Annotated in this window: 10 protein-coding genes; 3 read left to right on the top strand and 7 right to left on the bottom strand. The window is 62.2% G+C overall.

Annotated elements, in window-relative coordinates:
• Positions 1 to 4: 4 nt before the first annotated feature.
• Both BUA69_RS14110 and gyrA read right to left on the bottom strand, forming a co-directional pair.
• On the bottom strand, positions 5 to 1,291 hold the full coding sequence (locus tag BUA69_RS14110) for an MFS transporter (protein WP_046136112.1): 1,287 nt from the start codon (positions 1,289 to 1,291) through the stop codon (positions 5 to 7).
• 139 nt (positions 1,292 to 1,430) lie between these two features.
• Positions 1,431 to 4,181, bottom strand: coding sequence for a DNA gyrase subunit A (gyrA, locus tag BUA69_RS14105; RefSeq protein ID WP_052950660.1), 2,751 nt, complete (start codon positions 4,179 to 4,181; stop codon positions 1,431 to 1,433).
• 236 nt (positions 4,182 to 4,417) lie between these two features.
• On the opposite strand from gyrA, the gene BUA69_RS14100 reads away from it, so the two are divergent.
• The 3 genes from BUA69_RS14100 (at position 4,418) to BUA69_RS14090 (ending at position 8,791) form a co-directional block, all read left to right on the top strand.
• Positions 4,418 to 5,476, top strand: coding sequence for a S66 family peptidase (locus BUA69_RS14100; RefSeq protein ID WP_046136110.1), 1,059 nt, complete (start codon positions 4,418 to 4,420; stop codon positions 5,474 to 5,476).
• 208 nt (positions 5,477 to 5,684) lie between these two features.
• The gene (locus BUA69_RS14095) at positions 5,685 to 8,075 is read left to right on the top strand and encodes an efflux RND transporter permease subunit (protein WP_046136109.1); all 2,391 of its coding nucleotides are present in this window, start codon (positions 5,685 to 5,687) and stop codon (positions 8,073 to 8,075) included.
• 191 nt (positions 8,076 to 8,266) lie between these two features.
• Entirely contained in the window at positions 8,267 to 8,791 is a 525-nt protein-coding gene (locus BUA69_RS14090; protein WP_046136108.1) for a hypothetical protein, read from the top strand.
• A 49-nt stretch (positions 8,792 to 8,840) separates the two neighbouring features.
• Here the strand turns inward: BUA69_RS14090 and BUA69_RS14085 are convergent, their stop codons facing one another.
• The 5 genes from BUA69_RS14085 to BUA69_RS20790 all read right to left on the bottom strand — a co-directional run bounded on the left by BUA69_RS14085 (position 8,841) and on the right by BUA69_RS20790 (position 16,407).
• A complete protein-coding gene (locus tag BUA69_RS14085) occupies positions 8,841 to 10,313 on the bottom strand; it encodes a pyridoxal phosphate-dependent decarboxylase family protein (RefSeq protein ID WP_046136107.1) in 1,473 nt (490 codons plus the stop codon).
• 18 nt (positions 10,314 to 10,331) lie between these two features.
• Positions 10,332 to 11,411, bottom strand: coding sequence for a PLP-dependent cysteine synthase family protein (locus BUA69_RS14080; protein ID WP_046136106.1), 1,080 nt, complete (start codon positions 11,409 to 11,411; stop codon positions 10,332 to 10,334).
• A gap of 165 nt (positions 11,412 to 11,576) precedes the next feature.
• A complete protein-coding gene (locus BUA69_RS14075) occupies positions 11,577 to 14,708 on the bottom strand; it encodes an efflux RND transporter permease subunit (protein ID WP_046136105.1) in 3,132 nt (1,043 codons plus the stop codon).
• Positions 14,709 to 15,911 (bottom strand): efflux RND transporter periplasmic adaptor subunit, encoded by a 1,203-nt coding sequence (locus BUA69_RS14070; protein WP_046136104.1) that lies wholly within the window; start codon positions 15,909 to 15,911, stop codon positions 14,709 to 14,711. It abuts the gene before it with no gap.
• A complete protein-coding gene (locus tag BUA69_RS20790) occupies positions 15,901 to 16,407 on the bottom strand; it encodes a GbsR/MarR family transcriptional regulator (RefSeq protein WP_046136103.1) in 507 nt (168 codons plus the stop codon). The genes BUA69_RS14070 and BUA69_RS20790 overlap by 11 nt, the downstream gene beginning before the upstream one ends.
• Positions 16,408 to 16,463: the final 56 nt, after the last annotated feature.

The raw sequence follows: 16,463 nt of genomic DNA, 5'->3' as shown, positions 1-16,463 counted from the left end.
CCCCTTACCTCGTCGCGGTTTTGTCACGGGCAGGCGGTTTAGGCAAGTTGGCGGGTGGCAGCGAGGGGGTGATAATCCGCATCATGGCGCCGACGAGACCGAGCGTAACCAGCATGACGCCGCCACACAGGAATGCCATGGCGGTGCCCCAGGTGCTGGCGATGAAACTGCCGATGAACGGCGCCGAGAGCATGACAGCGGTGATGACGGCCTCGCCGGTGGCGAAGACCCGGGCGATACGGTCGGGTGGCGTTTCACTCTGCACGATGGTCCGATAGGGCACCAGCATGAAGGCGGTGGCGCCCCCCATCAGCGCCAGCACCAGGTAAAAGGGCAAGGCTGGAACGGCGATGCCGATCAGGGCGCCTGTCGCGATGAAGACAGTGACTGAGCCGGAGAAAGCAGCAGCTGCAATCATGGTCTGCATGGGATGGCTCCCCGCCAGCTTGCCGGCCCAGAAGGCCCCGAGCAGGCCGCCGCCGCCCGAAGCGGCAATGCTGATGCCAAAAGCGGTCGCGTCCAGTCCAAACTCCTGAGCCAGCAGGGCAATTAGGGCGTCATAGAGAAAGAACGAGAAATAGGCGAACGCCGAAAAGATCAGGGCTGCGAGCAGACGGCGGCTGCGGCGGAATTCGCTGATGCCAGCAGCAGCTTCGGCAAGAAGTCCAGCATGCTGGCTGGTTTTCGGCTTGGGTGGCAGGATCATGCCGAGGCAAATCATTGCCCCCAGCAGGGACAAAAGAGCGTTGATTCCGAACACAGCCTGGGCGGGGATAAAAGCCAGCAATAGTCCGCCCAGCGCCGGGCCGGCGATCTTGGATGTCTGGTTGATCGCCTGATGCAGGCCATTGGCGCTGCCCAGCAGTTCGGGCGGGGTCGATGCCTGGATGGCCGCCTGTCGCGCCGGGGTAAATGCCGAGTCGATGCAGGCGCGGGCAAAGACGATCAGCAGCACCAAGGCCGTATTGGGCGCGAAGATCAGCGCCAGCGTGGTCAGCCCGCGCCCCAGATTGCTCAGCACCAGGATCCGCCGCAGCGGCGTCCGGTCCACAACCACCGCCAGCAGCGGCCCGACCACAATATAGGGCAGTGTAAGCGCCAGCGCGAACAGGGCCAGCACGAACGGGCCTTCGCCCCAGGCAAAAACCAGGAGCGCGATGATCGCAGCATAATCGAGCCAGTCGGCGAAGTCGGCCGGGATGCTGGCCAGCGCTAAACGGCGGGGTACCGGCAGGGCGAGCAGCCGGCGATAGCCACCGTGGCCGGCATTATCCGGACTCAGCTGGTCCATCTGAACGCGAAACAGAGAACCGGCGCCAAAATAGGGGATAACCTCGCGAGGCTGAACATAATGGCCACTCCTGGCAGCGCCGATCCAAACCAATGATCATCGCACATGACAAGGGGCGCCGCAGCGCCCCTCCCCGTACCTATTCCGCCGCCGGCTCATCCGGATTTTCCGGCGCCTCAGGCGTATCCTGACCGGCCTGGACTTCGAGGTCTTCGTCTTCCTCGGGCTCGCTAATCCGCTCAACCGACACGACTTTTTCGTCGTCAGCAGTATCGAAGACGATGACACCCTGGCTGCCGCGCGAAACGATGCGGATGGGCTTCTTGCCCTCAACGGGCATGCGGGTCATCTGGCCCTTGTCGGTGACGAGCATGATCTGGTCCTCGCCCTCGACGGGGAAGGAGGCGATCAGCTTGCCATTGCGCTTATTGACCGCCATGGCGGTGATACCTTTGCCGCCGCGCCCGGTGATCCGGTATTCGTGGCTGGACGTCCGCTTGCCATAGCCGTTTTCCGAAATGGTCAGGATGAACTGCTCGGCTTCGCTCATGGCGACATACCGGTCCTGGCCGAGTTCGCCGGCGACGCTGTCTTCGCCGTCATCGCTTGCAGTCTCGTCGCTCTCGCCTTCGCCACGCACCGCGCGGCTCATCTTGAGGTAGGCCAGACGTTCTTCGGAAGTGGCTTCGAAGTGGCGGAGGATGGCCATGGAGATGACGATATCGCCCTCGGCCAGCTGGATGCCGCGCACGCCGGTCGAGTCGCGGCCCTTGAAGACGCGGACTTCATCGACCTGGAAGCGGATGGCCTGGCCCTGGGCGGTGGTCAGCAGTACGTCGTCATTGGCCGAGCAGGTGTCGACGCCGATGATGCCGTCGCCCTCTTCGAGCTTCATGGCAATCTTGCCGTTCTGGCGAACTTCGACAAAGTCGGCCAGCGAATTACGGCGGACGGTCCCGCGATCGGTGGCGAACATGATGTCGAGATCGACCCACGTTGCCTCATCCTCGGGCATTGGCATGATCGAGGTGATGCGCTCGCCCTGCTCCAGCGGCAGGATATTGATCAGGGCCTTGCCACGCGCATTAGCGTTTGCCAACGGCAGGCGCCAGACCTTGAGCTTGTAGACGATGCCGCGGCTGGTGAAGAACAGGATCGGCGTGTGGGTATTGGCGACGAACAGGCGGCTGACGAAATCTTCGTCGCGCGTGGCCATGCCCGAACGGCCCTTGCCGCCGCGGTTCTGTGCCCGGTAGGTCGAGAGCGGCACGCGCTTGATATAGCCGCCATGGGTCACGGTGACGACCATGTCTTCGCGGGCGATGAGGTCTTCGTCCTCGAAATCGGCGGCACTATCGGTGATCTCAGTGCGGCGCGGAGTCGCGAACTGGTCACGGATGGCGGTCAGCTCATCACGGATGATGGTGATGACGCGTTCGCGCGAGCGCAGGATATCCAGATAGTCGGCAATCTCGGTGCCCAGGCCATTGAGCTCATCGCCGATTTCGTCGCGGCCAAGGGCGGTCAGGCGTGCCAGACGCAGCTCGAGAATGGCGCGGGCCTGTTCCTCGGAGAGATTGAAGGTGCCATCGTCATTCATGCGGTGACGCGGGTCGTCGATCAGCTTGATCAGGGGCGCCACGTCTTCGGCAGGCCAACGGCGGGTCATCAACTGCTCTCGCGCCGTCGCGGGATCTGGCGCGGTGCGGATCAGGGCAATGACTTCATCAATATTGGCGACGGCAACAGCCAGACCGACCAGGATATGGGCGCGGTCACGGGCCTTGTTCAGCATGAAGCGGGCGCGGCGGGTGACCACTTCCTCGCGGAAATGCACGAACGCCGTCAGGATTTCCATCAGGTTCATCAACTGCGGCTTGCCGCCGTTGAGCGCCACGAAGTTACAGCCAAATGAAGACTGCAGCGGGGTGAAGCGGTAAAGCTGGTTCAGCACCACCTCTGGCAGCGCATCGCGCTTGATTTCAATGACGACGCGCATACCGTTGCGGTCGCTTTCGTCGCGAATGTCGGCGATGCCCTCGATGCGCTTCTCGCGCACCAGGTCGGCGATCTTCTCGATCATCGACGCCTTGTTCACCTGATACGGAATCTCGGTGATGATCAGGGCTTCGCGTTCCTTGCGGACTTCCTCGACAGCGACGCGGCCGCGCATCAACACCGAGCCACGACCGGTTTCGTAAGCCGAACGGATGCCGTGGCGACCGAGGATGAGGCCCGCGGTGGGAAAGTCTGGGCCGGGCATGACGGCCAGCAGGTCATCGACTGTCACATAGGGCTGATCAAGGACGAGCAGCGTCGCGTCGATCACTTCGCCCAGATTGTGGGTCGGGATATTGGTGGCCATGCCAACGGCGATGCCGCCGCCGCCATTGACCAGCATATTGGGGAAGCGCGCCGGCAGGACCGCAGGCTCATGCTCGGAGCCATCATAGTTGTCCTTGAAATCGACGGTGTCCTTGTCGAGATCGTCGAGAAGGCTCCCGGTAATGCGCTGCATGCGCACTTCGGTGTAACGCATGGCCGCCGGCATATCGCCATCGACCGAGCCAAAATTGCCCTGACCATCGATCAGCAGCTGACCCATGGAGAAGTCCTGGGCCATACGGACCAAGGCCATGTAGACCGACTGATCGCCATGCGGGTGGTATTTACCGATAACATCGCCGACCACACGGGCCGACTTACGGTATGGCTTGTTGTACTCGTAGCCGTTCTCGCTCATCGAAAACAGGATGCGCCGGTGCACAGGCTTGAGGCCGTCACGGACATCGGGGAGTGCGCGGCTCACAATCACGCTCATGGCGTAACTGAGATAGGACTGGCGCATCTCGTCGGTGATCGAGATCATGGTGATATCGGACGGCGGCATGGCGCCGGTCACGTCTTCGGGCGTATCGGTCACTGGGCTGATTCTACTTTGGCCAAACTAGCTCTCTAGATAGGCGATTCCGGCGCAAATTGCTAATTTCGGGGCCCGCGGCGGCGCGCGAAGCTGTGGAGAGCCAGTGCCGCCGCGCTGTGGTTGACCACCCTGCCCGCCTCAAGCTGTAATGCTGAATCCGCCGATGCCGTTATGGCATTGGAACTGCAACAGGAATTGCACTGATGACTGCCGCACGCACAGCCCTGATCAAACCGAAGCGCCTGCAGCCTGGCGACAGGATCGCAGCGGTCTCGCCATCATGGGGTGGACCGGGAACGGTGCCCGAGCGCTACGGGGCGGGCAAGCGCCAGCTTGAGGCGGCGTTGGGCGTTGAGGTTGTGGAGATGGCCCATACTCTGGCACCGGCTGATTGGGTCGCCGGCAATCCCAAGGCGCGGGCGGAAGACCTGATGGCGGCGTTCGCCGATCCGTCTATCGCGGGCATCGTTGCCAGCATTGGTGGCGAGGATTCGATCCGGCTGCTGCCTTATCTCGACCGCGAAGTAATCAGAGCCAATCCCAAGGTGTTCCTGGGGTTTTCAGACACCACGAGTCTGCACATGGCCTGCTACACTGCGGGATTAGCGTCGTTCTATGGTCCCAGCATCATGGCTGGTTTTGCCGAGAATGGCGGCATGCATGACTATACGCTGGCGGCGCTGCGCAAGGCGCTGATCGAAGTGGCGCCGATTGGGGAGATCCCCATCAACCACGAGGGCTGGACGAGCGAGCGGACGGATTGGAGCGCCCCTGCGGTACAGGCGCAGCGTCGTGTGCTGCGGCCGGCTGAGACGCCCCGCGTGTTGCAGGGCGAAGGCGTGGTGCGTGGGCACCTGCTGGGCGGCTGTGCCGAGGTACTGGAGATGGTCAAGGATACGGCCTGGTGGCCGAACGCTGCCGATTGGCGTGGCGCCATTCTGTTCCTTGAGACCTCCGAGGATGCACCACCTGCGCATTTCATCCGCTACTGGCTGCGCAACTACGCGGCGAAGGGCATTTTGGGTGGGCTGGCCGGTATCCTGCTGGCGCGGCCGGATCCGCAGGGCGACGAGGGCTATAGGGCGAGGATTGAGGCAGCTGTTGTCGACGTCCTGGCGGAGGCGGCACTGACTGAACTGCCGGTGCTGTCGGGGCTGGATTTCGGGCATACGCAGCCGATGCTGACGCTGCCCTTTGGAGCAATAGCCGAGATTGATTGCGCGTCGGCGACCCTGCGGGTGCTTGAGGCAGGGGTGGTGTGATGGACAGCAGTGTCGCTGGAGGCGACACTCGCCCGCCCGGAGATGACACCGTGGCTAGTGATCGGGCGCTGACACCAGGCGCTGTGGCTCAAGCGTCCTCGGGCGGTCTGCGAGCGTGCTGCAACTTAGCAGTGTGCTGGCGGGGCAGCTGACTTACGCCACCGCAGGAATCGCTGCACTGTGGCGCGGTCCTTTCGGAGCAAGTCTGTTGGCTACTGGGTCGGTTTTCAAGCGCCTGCTGGCGCATCTTACTTATGATCGGTCGATTGGCTTCGGGCTCGAAAATATCGGGCTGGCAACGCTGCGATATCCACGTGCCATTGCCCTGGCCGTATTGGCGTTCTCGATCCTGTGTTTTTCGCAGATTCCACGCGCCAGTGTCGATGGCGACCTTATGCGGGTCTATGCCCATTCCGGGCAGTATTACGACGCCTATGAAGAACTCTCCGAGACTTTCGGCACCTTCGAGAACGACGTCTATGTGCTGGTCAATTCGGAAAACCTGACCGAACCGGCGGTTCTGGAGCGGGTGCGCGAACTGGCGTTCGATCTTGAGCTCAACGAGTTTGCCGTAGGGACCATGTCGCCGTTCACCTTGCGCAAGCCGGATGGCAATGGCGGCTCGGTGCCGGCTGTGCCCGAGGGCATGCAGGACTATGTCGAGGTTGCGATTGCTCTGAGCGAGTTGCAGCAGAACGACCCGATGATGCGCAACCTGATTACGCCCGACCTGATGGGCGTGGTCCTGATCATGTTTCCCAATGCGGAGATGACCAAGGGCGACGGCACCAAGCGGATGATCGAAAGCATCCGCGAAACCCTGGCCTATTATGAGGGCGAGGACCTGCAGATCGAGCTGACGGGACCGCCGATCTGGACCACGGAAATGCTCGACGCCTCGGTTAGCGACCAGGTGAAGTTTACCGTCTACGGCTTTGCGCTGGGATCGTTGATCGCGCTGCTGGCGCTGCGCTCGCTCACCGGGGCGCTACTGGTGGCGGCAACGCCGTTTCTGGCGGTGATGTGGGCGATGGGCATCATCGTTCTGTGCTTCGGCTCCTTCACCTTCCTGACTATCATCGTCACGACGCTGGTGCTGGTGATCTCCTTCGCCGAGTCGATGTTCTTCGTCTTCAACTGGCTGGCCTATTGGCGCGACGATGGCATGGACCCGGACAAGGCGGTCGATGCCACCGTCAGACTGGTGGGCCCGGCCACGGCGCTGACCATGCTGACGACGCTGGTCTCGTTCGCCGCGCTATCGTTGACGCCCGGTCAGGGTGTTCGCGAATTCTCCATGGCGGGTGCGATCGGCTCGGTCCTGATGTTTGTCTGCCTCATGACCTTCCTGCCCTTGTTGCTCAAGCTGGCGGTGCGGCTGGGCTTCAAACCGCCAGCGCGGTCCAGTCTGGTGCTGACGGCACCGCTGCCGGTGTCGTGGTTCATTGCCAGCAAATTTGCGCGGCCAATGTCGATCATAGCCATCGCGGTCACCGTGCTGCTGTTCATCCCGTATTTTCTGATCAAGCCGCATTTCTCGTTCGAAGACTTCGTTGCCAAGGAATCGCAGGCGCTGAGCGCCGCCGAGAGTATCGATGCGGGCGTCGGCGGGGTGGCGCCTCTCTACGTCCGGGTGCCGCTGCGGGACAACGACCCCAATGTCAGTGCCCGCGACTATGATGCAATCGTGCGCGTGCACGAAATTCTTGAGGCGGAGCTGGGCGAAAACAAAGTGATTTCGGCGGCGAGCCTGGCCAATTACGCGACCGAGGGCGGGTTTACCCGGGAGGACGTATTCGACTCGGTGGGGCCGTTCATGCGCAAGCGCTTCATTACCGAAGATGGCGCGCAGGCGCTGGTGACGGGCTTCATGCCCACGGTGATCGAAAGCGACAAGCTAAGGGAGCTGGTGACCCGGGTTGAAGTCGCCCTCGCAGCGGCCGGGGTGACGCAGGCGGAGATTGGCGGGTTCAAGATCCTGACCACGTTTGCCACCGACGATATCGTGCGCGGGTTGCAGCTCGGATTGACGATCAGCGTGCTCGTCAATCTGGCGCTGATCGGCTTTGCGTTTCAATCCTTTCGCGTGGCGCTGGCATCGGCCATTCCCAACCTGTTCCCGATCCTGGGGGCGGAGGCCTGGCTCTGGTGGTCGGGTTCCGGGCTGCAACTGACCACAGTGATCGCACTGACCATCGCCTTTGGTATCGCCGTCGACGATACGGTGCATTTCCTGTCGCACTATCTGCACGCGCGGCGCGCAGAAGGGCGGCAGCACCTGGAAGCGGTCAGGCACACGCTCGAGCGCATTGGCGGGGCGATCGTGGCGACCACGATCATCCTCTGCGCCGGCACGGCGATCCTCATGTTCTCGGACTTGCCGCAGGTGGCGCTGTTTGGCGCGCTGTTCGTCGTGACGCTGGCGCTGGCAGTGTTGGGCGACCTGTTCATATTACCGTCATTGCTGGTGGCGGGCGGCAGGTTCTTCCACCCGCTGGGCAAACTGCGCGCGCGCAACGCTGACCACCTGGCGGAGCCCGACGCTCCGGCCGGCGCGACGACGACCGAGGGGGCCAATCCGCGCTCATCGCCCGTCTAGGCGTGGCGCAGGTGCCTCTGACGCGGTTGATTCGTGAGGCAATTGTCGCGGATCGACTTGGCGCAACTGGGATTTGATGGTTGTTAGGGGGCGTGCCACTGCGACGTCATTATGCAAGCGTGGATCAGATTTGATATCTGTCGCGGAATGGAATTTGCCGGGGGCTAATTCTCAGTTGGAGGCCTAGTCATATGAGCTTTTTCGGACCCCTGCAGCGCGCTGCGGCGCTCGCTGGTCTGCTGATCGCTGCCGCAGCTGGCAGCACGCCTGCTCTGGCGGCGCCTGCCGATATCGCGCTGCTCAAGTCCTATCTTGGCGACTGGCGCGGCCGTGGCATCCTTATCGGCGCATCTACCGAAACCGTCGTGTGCCGCATGTCCCTGAAGGAAGGCAACAGCGAGAAGGTCAACTATTCCGGCCGCTGTACGCTGGCCGGGCAAACGCTGTCCATCAACGGCACCATTGCCTATATCGACGCGAAGCGGCGCTATGAAGCTGCGATGACCACCAATGCCGCCTTCAGCGGTATTGCTGTTGGCCAGAAGCGTGGCGGCGGGCTGATCTTCAATCTCCGCGAAAAGGAGGTGGAGGAAGGCAAGGACCTGACGATCACGGCGCAGATCGCTTTAAACGACGATGCCATCGATGTGCAGTTCCAGGTGGTCTATGACCAGACCGGAGAAAGCCTGCGGGCTGAGGTGCCGTTCAGCAAATAGCGACAGCGCGTGGATTGAGAGGATGCGGGCGGCCCCTGGCCGCCCTTTTCTATTCCGCCAAGATGATGGCGCCGAGGCGCAGCACTTCGCGCACCAGCAGATCGAGGTCGTCGCGTCGGGTGCGGTGATTGGTGATGGCGACCCGCAGGCAATGCTCGCCATGGATGGTGGTGTCGGACAGTACCGCCGTTCCGGCCTCCTGCAGGCGCAGCATGATCTCGGTGTTGAGGGCCTTGAGGTCACCGGTCCAGGGCACCGGGCGGTACCGAAAACAGACGATATTGATGCTGTTCGGCGCGGCTAACTCAAGTTCGGGTTCTGTTTCGATCAGTGTGGTGAGATAGAGCGCCTGGGCAATGTTCTGGTCGATCAGGCGGCCGAACTTCTCGATACCGTGCTGCTTGAGGGCCATCCACACCTTGAGCGCCCGGAACCCACGTGTGGTCTGCATACCATATTCGTGCAGCCAGACCGCCGAAGCCAGACCGCGCGGGGTGGATTCCAGATATTCGGGCGTCACGGCAAAAGCGCCATGATGGGCTCCAGAGTCGCGCACCAGGGCGCAACCGACTTCGAAAGGCGCATGCAGCAGCTTGTGTGGATCGAGGGCGATGGAGTCAGCCCGCTCGATCCCGGCGACCAGACCGCGATTGATCGGGGCAATGGCGATGAGCGCACCGATGCAACCATCGACATGCAACCAGAGCCCCTCCTCTGCGGCCAGATCGGCGATGGCATCAAGATCATCGATGGCCCCGCTATTGACGGTGCCGGCGGTTGCGATGATGCAGGCTGGTTTGAAGCCGTTGATCCGGTCATGGCGGATCGCCTGGCGAAGTGCGTCGATATCCATGCGCAAGGCAGGATCGGTCGGAATGCGGCGGAGTGCGCGATTGCCTAGTCCAAGGGCCTCGACCGCTTTGCGATGGCAGGAATGCAGCTGTTCGGAGCCATAGAAGCGCAGCGGCCTGGGCAGCGCCGCCATGCCCTCCTCGCGCACATCGATGCCGGCCATGACATTGCGGGCGACAGTCAGCCCGACAATATTGGCCATCGAACCGCCGCTCTCCAGTGTGCCGCTGGCGCTGGCAGGAAATCCCAGCATCTGCTTGCACCACTCGACCACCTGCTGGTCCATGGCGGCCGCAGCATGGTTGCCACCGCCCAGATTGGAGCCCAGGATGGCGGCGAGGAAGTCGCCGAGGGCGCCGGTAAAGTTGCTTGACCCCATGTACCAGGACCAGAAGCGCGGATGCACGTTTCCCATCGGGTATGGCATCAACTGTTCGCTGACCTGTCTGTAGACATTCCTCAGCGGCGTTGGCCCATGGGGCAGCGGTTCAGTATAGGCGGCGCGAATGTCGTCCGGCATATCTTGCCAAGCTGGCCTGTCACGCACGTCACGGAGATAGGCAATCGCGTCCTCGATGACCTGGTGAGCAAGCTCGCTGGTCCCATCCCAGTCATCGGGGTCCAGGGTTTCTTCGGTTAAGGCACTCTCCGTCTGGTCCGCCGCATGCATCGCATCCTCCCTGGGCCGTCATTCGGCGGCGAGTTGATATCCCGGGGTCGAGCGCGACAGCGCAATCTCGGCCTCATCCATTTCGGCCTCGATGGCCTCGAACAATGGCGTGCTCATATAGCGTTCACCGGTATCGGGCAGCATGCAGAGGATGACCGAGCCTTCCGGGGCCCGTTCGGCTATCAATCGGGCCACGGCAAAGGTGCCGCCGCCGGAAATGCCGGTCAGGATGCCTTCCTTGGCGGCCAGTTCGCGGGCCCACCGCATTGCATCCGGTCCGGCTATAGGAACCAATTCGTCATAGAGGTGCCGATCGAGGGCTTCCTGCAGAACCTTTGGAATGAAGTCCGGCGTCCAGCCCTGGATCGGGTGCGGCTCGAAGGCGGGATGGCTGGAGGCCGGCGACGCATCGGCATTGCGCTCCTGCGGCTTGCTGCTGCCGATCAACTGGGCATTGGCAGGCTCGGTCAGCACAATCTTGACGTCGGAGCGCTCCTTGCGAAGCACGCGGCCGACGCCGACGAGTGTTCCGCCAGTGCCGTAGCCGGTGACGAAATAGTCGAGGCGCTGGCCGGCGAAATCATTGATGATCTCGCGACCGGTGGTGGCTTCGTGAATGTCGGCATTGGCTGTGGTTTCAAACTGATGCGCCAGGAACCAGCCATTGGCTTCGGCGAGCTCGACAGCCTTGTTATACATGCCCAGTCCCTTCTGGGCCCGCGGCGTCAAGATGACTTTGGCCCCGAACATGCGCATCAGCTTGCGACGCTCGACCGAGAAGCTGTCAGCCATGGTGACGACCAGCGGATATCCCTTCTGGGCGCAGACCATGGCAAGACCAATGCCGGTATTACCGCTGGTCGCCTCGACCACCGTCTGGCCGGGCTTCAGCGCGCCGCTGCGTTCGGCAGCCTCGATGATGTTGATGGCGAGGCGATCCTTGACCGAGGCGGCCGGATTGAAAAACTCCGCCTTGACGTACAGCGTCCGCCCCACCACGCCCAGATTGTTTATCCGGATAACGGGCGTATCGCCGACGGTGTCGAGAATGCTCGGAAACAATCGGCCGCGGCCAGTAGTGCTGCGAACGGGTGACATAGTGATCTCCTCGGTGTGGAGGCGGCCATCGCCGCCGGGAGCATACTGTCGGTGCCGCAGTTTACGCCTATCTGCACGAAGATGGGAGAGCCGCGACAAAGTTCCCTTAAATGGCAACAGCCGGCCCCTTGCGGAGCCGGCTGTCGAGTGAGTGTGGCTGCCGTATTACTTGGCGGCGACGGATTCGTTCAGGTGCTCATCATCGGGCCCCTTGGGCAGAAAGCGGCTGATAAAGCGGCCGAAGGTTTCGATATAGGTCAGCATCACAGGCACAACCACCAGGGTAAGCGCCGTCGAGCTGATAAGCCCGCCAATCACCGCATGGGCCATCGGCGCGTTCTGCGAGCTGCCTTCGTGCAGGCTGAGTGCCAATGGCAGCATGCCGAAGATCATGGCCAGGGTGGTCATGATGATGGGCCGGAAACGGGTGGTCCCGGCTTCGACGAGCGCATCGTAGAGGTTCATGCCGGCGCGAACGTGCTGGTTGGCATTATCGACCAGCAGGATGGCATTCTTGACCACCAATCCCATCAGCATGATGAAACCGATCGCCGAGAACATGTTCAGCGTCGATCCGCCGATCAGCAGGCCCACCATGACGCCGATCAGCGCCAGAGGCAGCGATACCATGATGGCGACAGGCTGCAGGAAGCTGCCGAACTGGCTGGCCAGCACCAGATAGATGAAGATCACCGCCAGCAGCAACGCCGAGCCCGCGGCACCAGCCGTTTCGGCCAGTTGTTCGACATCACCGCCCATGGAGACACGGTAGCCGGTCGGAAGATCGAGCGCATCGACCGCCGACTGCAGCTGGCCGGTAACCGCCCCCAGTTCCACGCCGGAGATATTGGCGGTGACGCTGACCTGACGCGACAGGTCCTGACGCAGGATTTCGCCCGGTCCCTGCGACTGGACGATCTCGGCAACCTGATCGAGCCGCACCATGGCATTTGAGCCCGTTGCACCGCTCTGAGTGATCGGCAGGGAGCCAAGTGCCTCCACATTGTCGCGGGCCCATTCCGGCAGTCTCACCGTAACGGTATAGTTGTTGCCGTTCGGCGCGGTCCAATCGGTGACTTCCTCACCGCCGAGCATCGGTCCAAGCGTGGAGCCGATCTGCTGCAGGCTAACGCCCAGATCGCTCGCCAGATCGCGATTGATCCGCACGCCGATCACCGGCTGGGCCGCATCCATGCTGGACTCGATATCTTCCAGACCCTCGATCTGCCGCATGCTGCCCACGAGGCGGTCAGCCAGTTGCTCGAGCACGGTGAAGTTGTCGCCATAGATGGTGATCGAAATCGGGGCAGCGACGCTTCCCAGGCCACCGGCAGCACCAACCATGAAGTCTGCACCCGGGATCTGCGCCAGGGCTTCACGGACGGGTCCGGTCATGTCCTGGGGCGAGCGATCGCGCTCGGACTGGTCCACCATGGTCACGACAATCGTTGCCCGGTTGTCCCCGGACGTGGTGCCGGCATTGATCGTGGCATAGGTGCCCTCGACCTCGGGAAAGCGTTTGAGCGTCGCATCCACCTGGCGGATCTTGCTGGCGGTGTAGTCGATGGACGAGCCCGTGGGCGTCTCGACGTCGACCTGGAATTCGCCGGTATCGGTCGCCGGCACGAACTCCACCCCGACCAGCGGGAACATGAAGAAGGTGCCAATGAACGAGGCCAATGCGACCGAGAGCGTGGTCTTGCGGTGTTTGAGACACCAGCGCAGCACGCCGCGATAGCCGCCATTGATACGCTCAAAGAAGCGATCGAAGCCGGCGATGGCGCGGCCGATTGGGCCGCGCTTGGCATTGGGATTGGCCGCCGGATCGTACCAGACGCTGGACATCATCGGATCGAGCGTAAACGCCACGAAGAGCGATATCAGCACCGCCACCGATACGGTGACGCCGAACTGCAGGAAAAACCGACCGAGAATGCCGTCCATGAAGGCCACCGGCAGGAACACGGCGACGATGGACAGCGTGGTTGCGAGGACGGCCAGACCAATTTCATTGGTACCGTCGAGCGCCGCCTGGCGGTGGCTTTTGCCCATATGCAGATGGCGCATGATGTTCTCACGCACCACGATGGCGTCATCGATCAGAATGCCCACGGCCAGCGACAGCGCCATCAGCGTCATCATGTTGAGAGTGAAGCCGAGGAAGTAGAGCACGACCATCGTCCCGATGATCGAGATCGGCAGGGTCAGGCCGGTGATTACCGTCGAGCGCCATGAATTGAGGAACAGGAAGACGATGAAAACCGCCAGAATGGCGCCTTCGATCAGCATGTTCTGCACGGCGTGGAAGGACTCTTCGACCGGCACGGCATTGTCGCGAACAACCTCCACATGGACGGTCTCAGGCAGTTCCTTGGCCTGCATTTCCGCGATTGTCTTGCGGATGGCCGCCGCAACACCAACTGTGTTGGCGCCCTGAGTCTTGACCACGTCGATGGCCAGCGCCCGCTCGCCGTTCAGCAGCGCGAGGCTGGAGACGTCGGCCTGACCGTCTTCGATGGTGGCGACGTCGCGCAGATACACGGGCTGACCGCCCAGGCGAGCGATGACGATATTGAGGAAGTCATCGGCATCCTCGATCCGGCCTTCGACCTGGATGGACTGAATCTGCGCGCCCTCGGTGATAGAGCCGGCTGGCAGGTTCTGGTTTTCCTGCGACAAAGCCTGCACGACCTGGCCAACACCGACATTGAAGGCAGTTAGGCGATCGGGATCGATCAGCACATTGAGCTGGCGCGGTACGCCACCAACCACTGTGGCACGGCCAACCCCGGGTATGTTGGAGAGGCGGGCGACGATGACGTCTTCGGTCAGCGCGGTCAGGTCGCGGGGCGAGAGCGTGTCGGAGCTGACCGCCAGCGACATCACCGGCAGTTCCGACGGATCGAAGCGCAGCACCTGGGCATCGCCGGCATTGTTGGGGAAGCCTGCCTCGACGGTCGCCAAACGGTCGCGCACGTCCTGCGCAGCGGCCTGCGAGTTGACGCTCATGTCGAACAGGATGATGACCATGGCCTGGCCGGCCCGCGAGGTCGACTGGATGGTGTCGAGGCCGCTGATCGTATTAACGGCTTCTTCGATGGGACGAACGATATCGTTCTCGACGGCTTCAGGCGATGCGCCGGGATAGCCGACGACGACTGCCACAACCGGCAGATCGATATCGGGTAGCTGCTCAATGGGCAGGCGTTGATAGGAATAGATACCGAAGACCAGCATCGCCACCATGATCATGGTGGCGAAAACCGGCTGGTTGACGCTGATGCGGGTGAGGAACATCTAGCCCTCCACCATTTCGTACTTGTCGCCCGGCTGCAGCTGGGTCAGCGCCGCAGTAACGACGAGATCGCCCGGCGCTAGGCCGGCGGCGATTTCGATCAGGCGGCCGCCATTCCAGGAAGCCCCCTGCTCCACGGCCTGCCGCTCGACAGTGCCATCGACAAGCTTGAGCACGAAGTAGCCATCGGCATCCTCGCGAATGGCCACGGCCGGTATGGCAATGCCGTCGACCTGTTCTGCAACAACGATCTGACCCGTGGCAAACATGCCGCCGCGCAAAAGCCCCTCGTCGTTCGAGAGCATAATGTAGACCGGGATGGTGCGGGTGCCGGCGACTGCAATGGGATTGACGCGATCGACCGTGCCCTCAAAGGTGCGGTTGGGGAAACCTTCGACCGCGATGCTGACCGCCTGACCCTTGGCAATCTGGGCGCTGGCGCCCACCGGGGCCGAGCCATTGAGATAAAGCTGATCAAGGTCGACGATCGTAAAGAGCGTGGCACCTTGCTGTACGGTTTGGCCCGGCTGCACCGCGCGGTCGGATATTATCCCATCCATCGGCGACTTCACTGTGGCGTTCTGCAGGGCGATGCGAGCCCCCTCCACCTGCGCTTCAAGCGCCGCGAGATTGGCGCGCAGCGCATTGGCGCTCGACTGGGCCTGTTCGAGATTCGATGAGGCGGTAAGGCCGCGCTCGGTCAGGTCCGTGGCGCGCAGCAACTGGCTTTCTGCCAGAGCCAGTTGCGCCCGGGTTGCATCTGCCGTGCTGGTCTGCTGATTGAGTTGAATGAGCAAGCTTTCGGTGTCGATCTGCAGCAGCACATCGCCTTCCTTCACCGCGTCGCCAGCGCGGGCCATAACCGCAATCACCCGACCAGACACCTGCGAACCAAGCTGGGTCAGGCGCTGTGGCTCCAGCGAACCGGTGACCCGGACTGTCTGGGCCAGCACCTGAGGCTCTATCGTGGCGACTTCGGCCGGATTGAGCTGCATGACGGGTACGGTCGCCACCACATCCGGCTCAGCAGCCGGCGGCTTCAACAGCTGGAATGCAACAAATCCGACGATTGCGAGCACGACCACGCCGAGCAGGATCAGCGGCCAACGTCGACGGCGAGGCTTCTCCCCTGCGGCAATACGGGCCACGTTTTCCTTGTCGTGCTTGCTTTGCGCCCAATCGGGCTTGGAAAAATTAGCGGTCATGGCTCGGTACCGTTTCGGTCTGTTGTCCAAAATCTGTGTCGGCAGCGCTCTGGTCCAGATGCGCGGCCCAAGTCGAAAAGAAATCGGCGGAGCGGTCGTAAAAAATTGCCAACTCTCGCACGCGTCGCTTCGCATCGCCCTGGCTGTCGGGGATTAATGCTTCTGCCTCGAGCACCTGCTTGGCCGAGCGCCGCATGCGCGCGCTGATGGTATCGACCATCCGGCCATAAGGATCGGCGCCCATTTCATAATAGTCCTGTCGATCACCGGGTCTGGCGACCAATTGCACCATGCCGGCGCTGAGCAGGAGGCGGGCATTGGTGCTGGCGCTGGCCTTGCTGATCTTCAGACGTTCAGCCATCTCGTTGAGAGCAAAAGGGCGCCCTTCGGCCAGCAGCAAACCGAAGATCCGACCGGCAATGCGTGGTCCGCCATCGGACTGAGTGATCAGCCCCATCTGTTCGACGAATCTGTCAATTGGGTCGGTCGACTGCATAAGGTCCCCGTACCGAAGAGGTATCGTTCAGTCAATACTGAACGAAATGAATGCTA

Source organism: Devosia limi DSM 17137 (assembly GCF_900128975.1).
Taxonomy (GTDB): domain Bacteria; phylum Pseudomonadota; class Alphaproteobacteria; order Rhizobiales; family Devosiaceae; genus Devosia; species Devosia limi.
Note: the sequence above shows the minus strand (reverse complement) of the source record. Positions and strands in the feature narration are given on the sequence as shown.

What these genes read in the sequence shown, in the direction of transcription:
- BUA69_RS14110 (WP_046136112.1), bottom strand. Translation starts at nt 1,291, where the DNA reads ATGGACCAGCTGAGTCCGGATAATGCCGGCCACGGTGGCTATCGCCGG.
- gyrA (WP_052950660.1), bottom strand. Translation starts at nt 4,181, where the DNA reads ATGCCGCCGTCCGATATCACCATGATCTCGATCACCGACGAGATGCGC.
- BUA69_RS14100 (WP_046136110.1), top strand. Translation starts at nt 4,418, where the DNA reads ATGACTGCCGCACGCACAGCCCTGATCAAACCGAAGCGCCTGCAGCCT.
- BUA69_RS14090 (WP_046136108.1), top strand. Translation starts at nt 8,267, where the DNA reads ATGAGCTTTTTCGGACCCCTGCAGCGCGCTGCGGCGCTCGCTGGTCTG.
- BUA69_RS14085 (WP_046136107.1), bottom strand. Translation starts at nt 10,313, where the DNA reads ATGCATGCGGCGGACCAGACGGAGAGTGCCTTAACCGAAGAAACCCTG.
- BUA69_RS14080 (WP_046136106.1), bottom strand. Translation starts at nt 11,411, where the DNA reads ATGTCACCCGTTCGCAGCACTACTGGCCGCGGCCGATTGTTTCCGAGC.
- BUA69_RS14075 (WP_046136105.1), bottom strand. Translation starts at nt 14,708, where the DNA reads ATGTTCCTCACCCGCATCAGCGTCAACCAGCCGGTTTTCGCCACCATG.
- BUA69_RS14070 (WP_046136104.1), bottom strand. Translation starts at nt 15,911, where the DNA reads ATGACCGCTAATTTTTCCAAGCCCGATTGGGCGCAAAGCAAGCACGAC.
- BUA69_RS20790 (WP_046136103.1), bottom strand. Translation starts at nt 16,407, where the DNA reads ATGCAGTCGACCGACCCAATTGACAGATTCGTCGAACAGATGGGGCTG.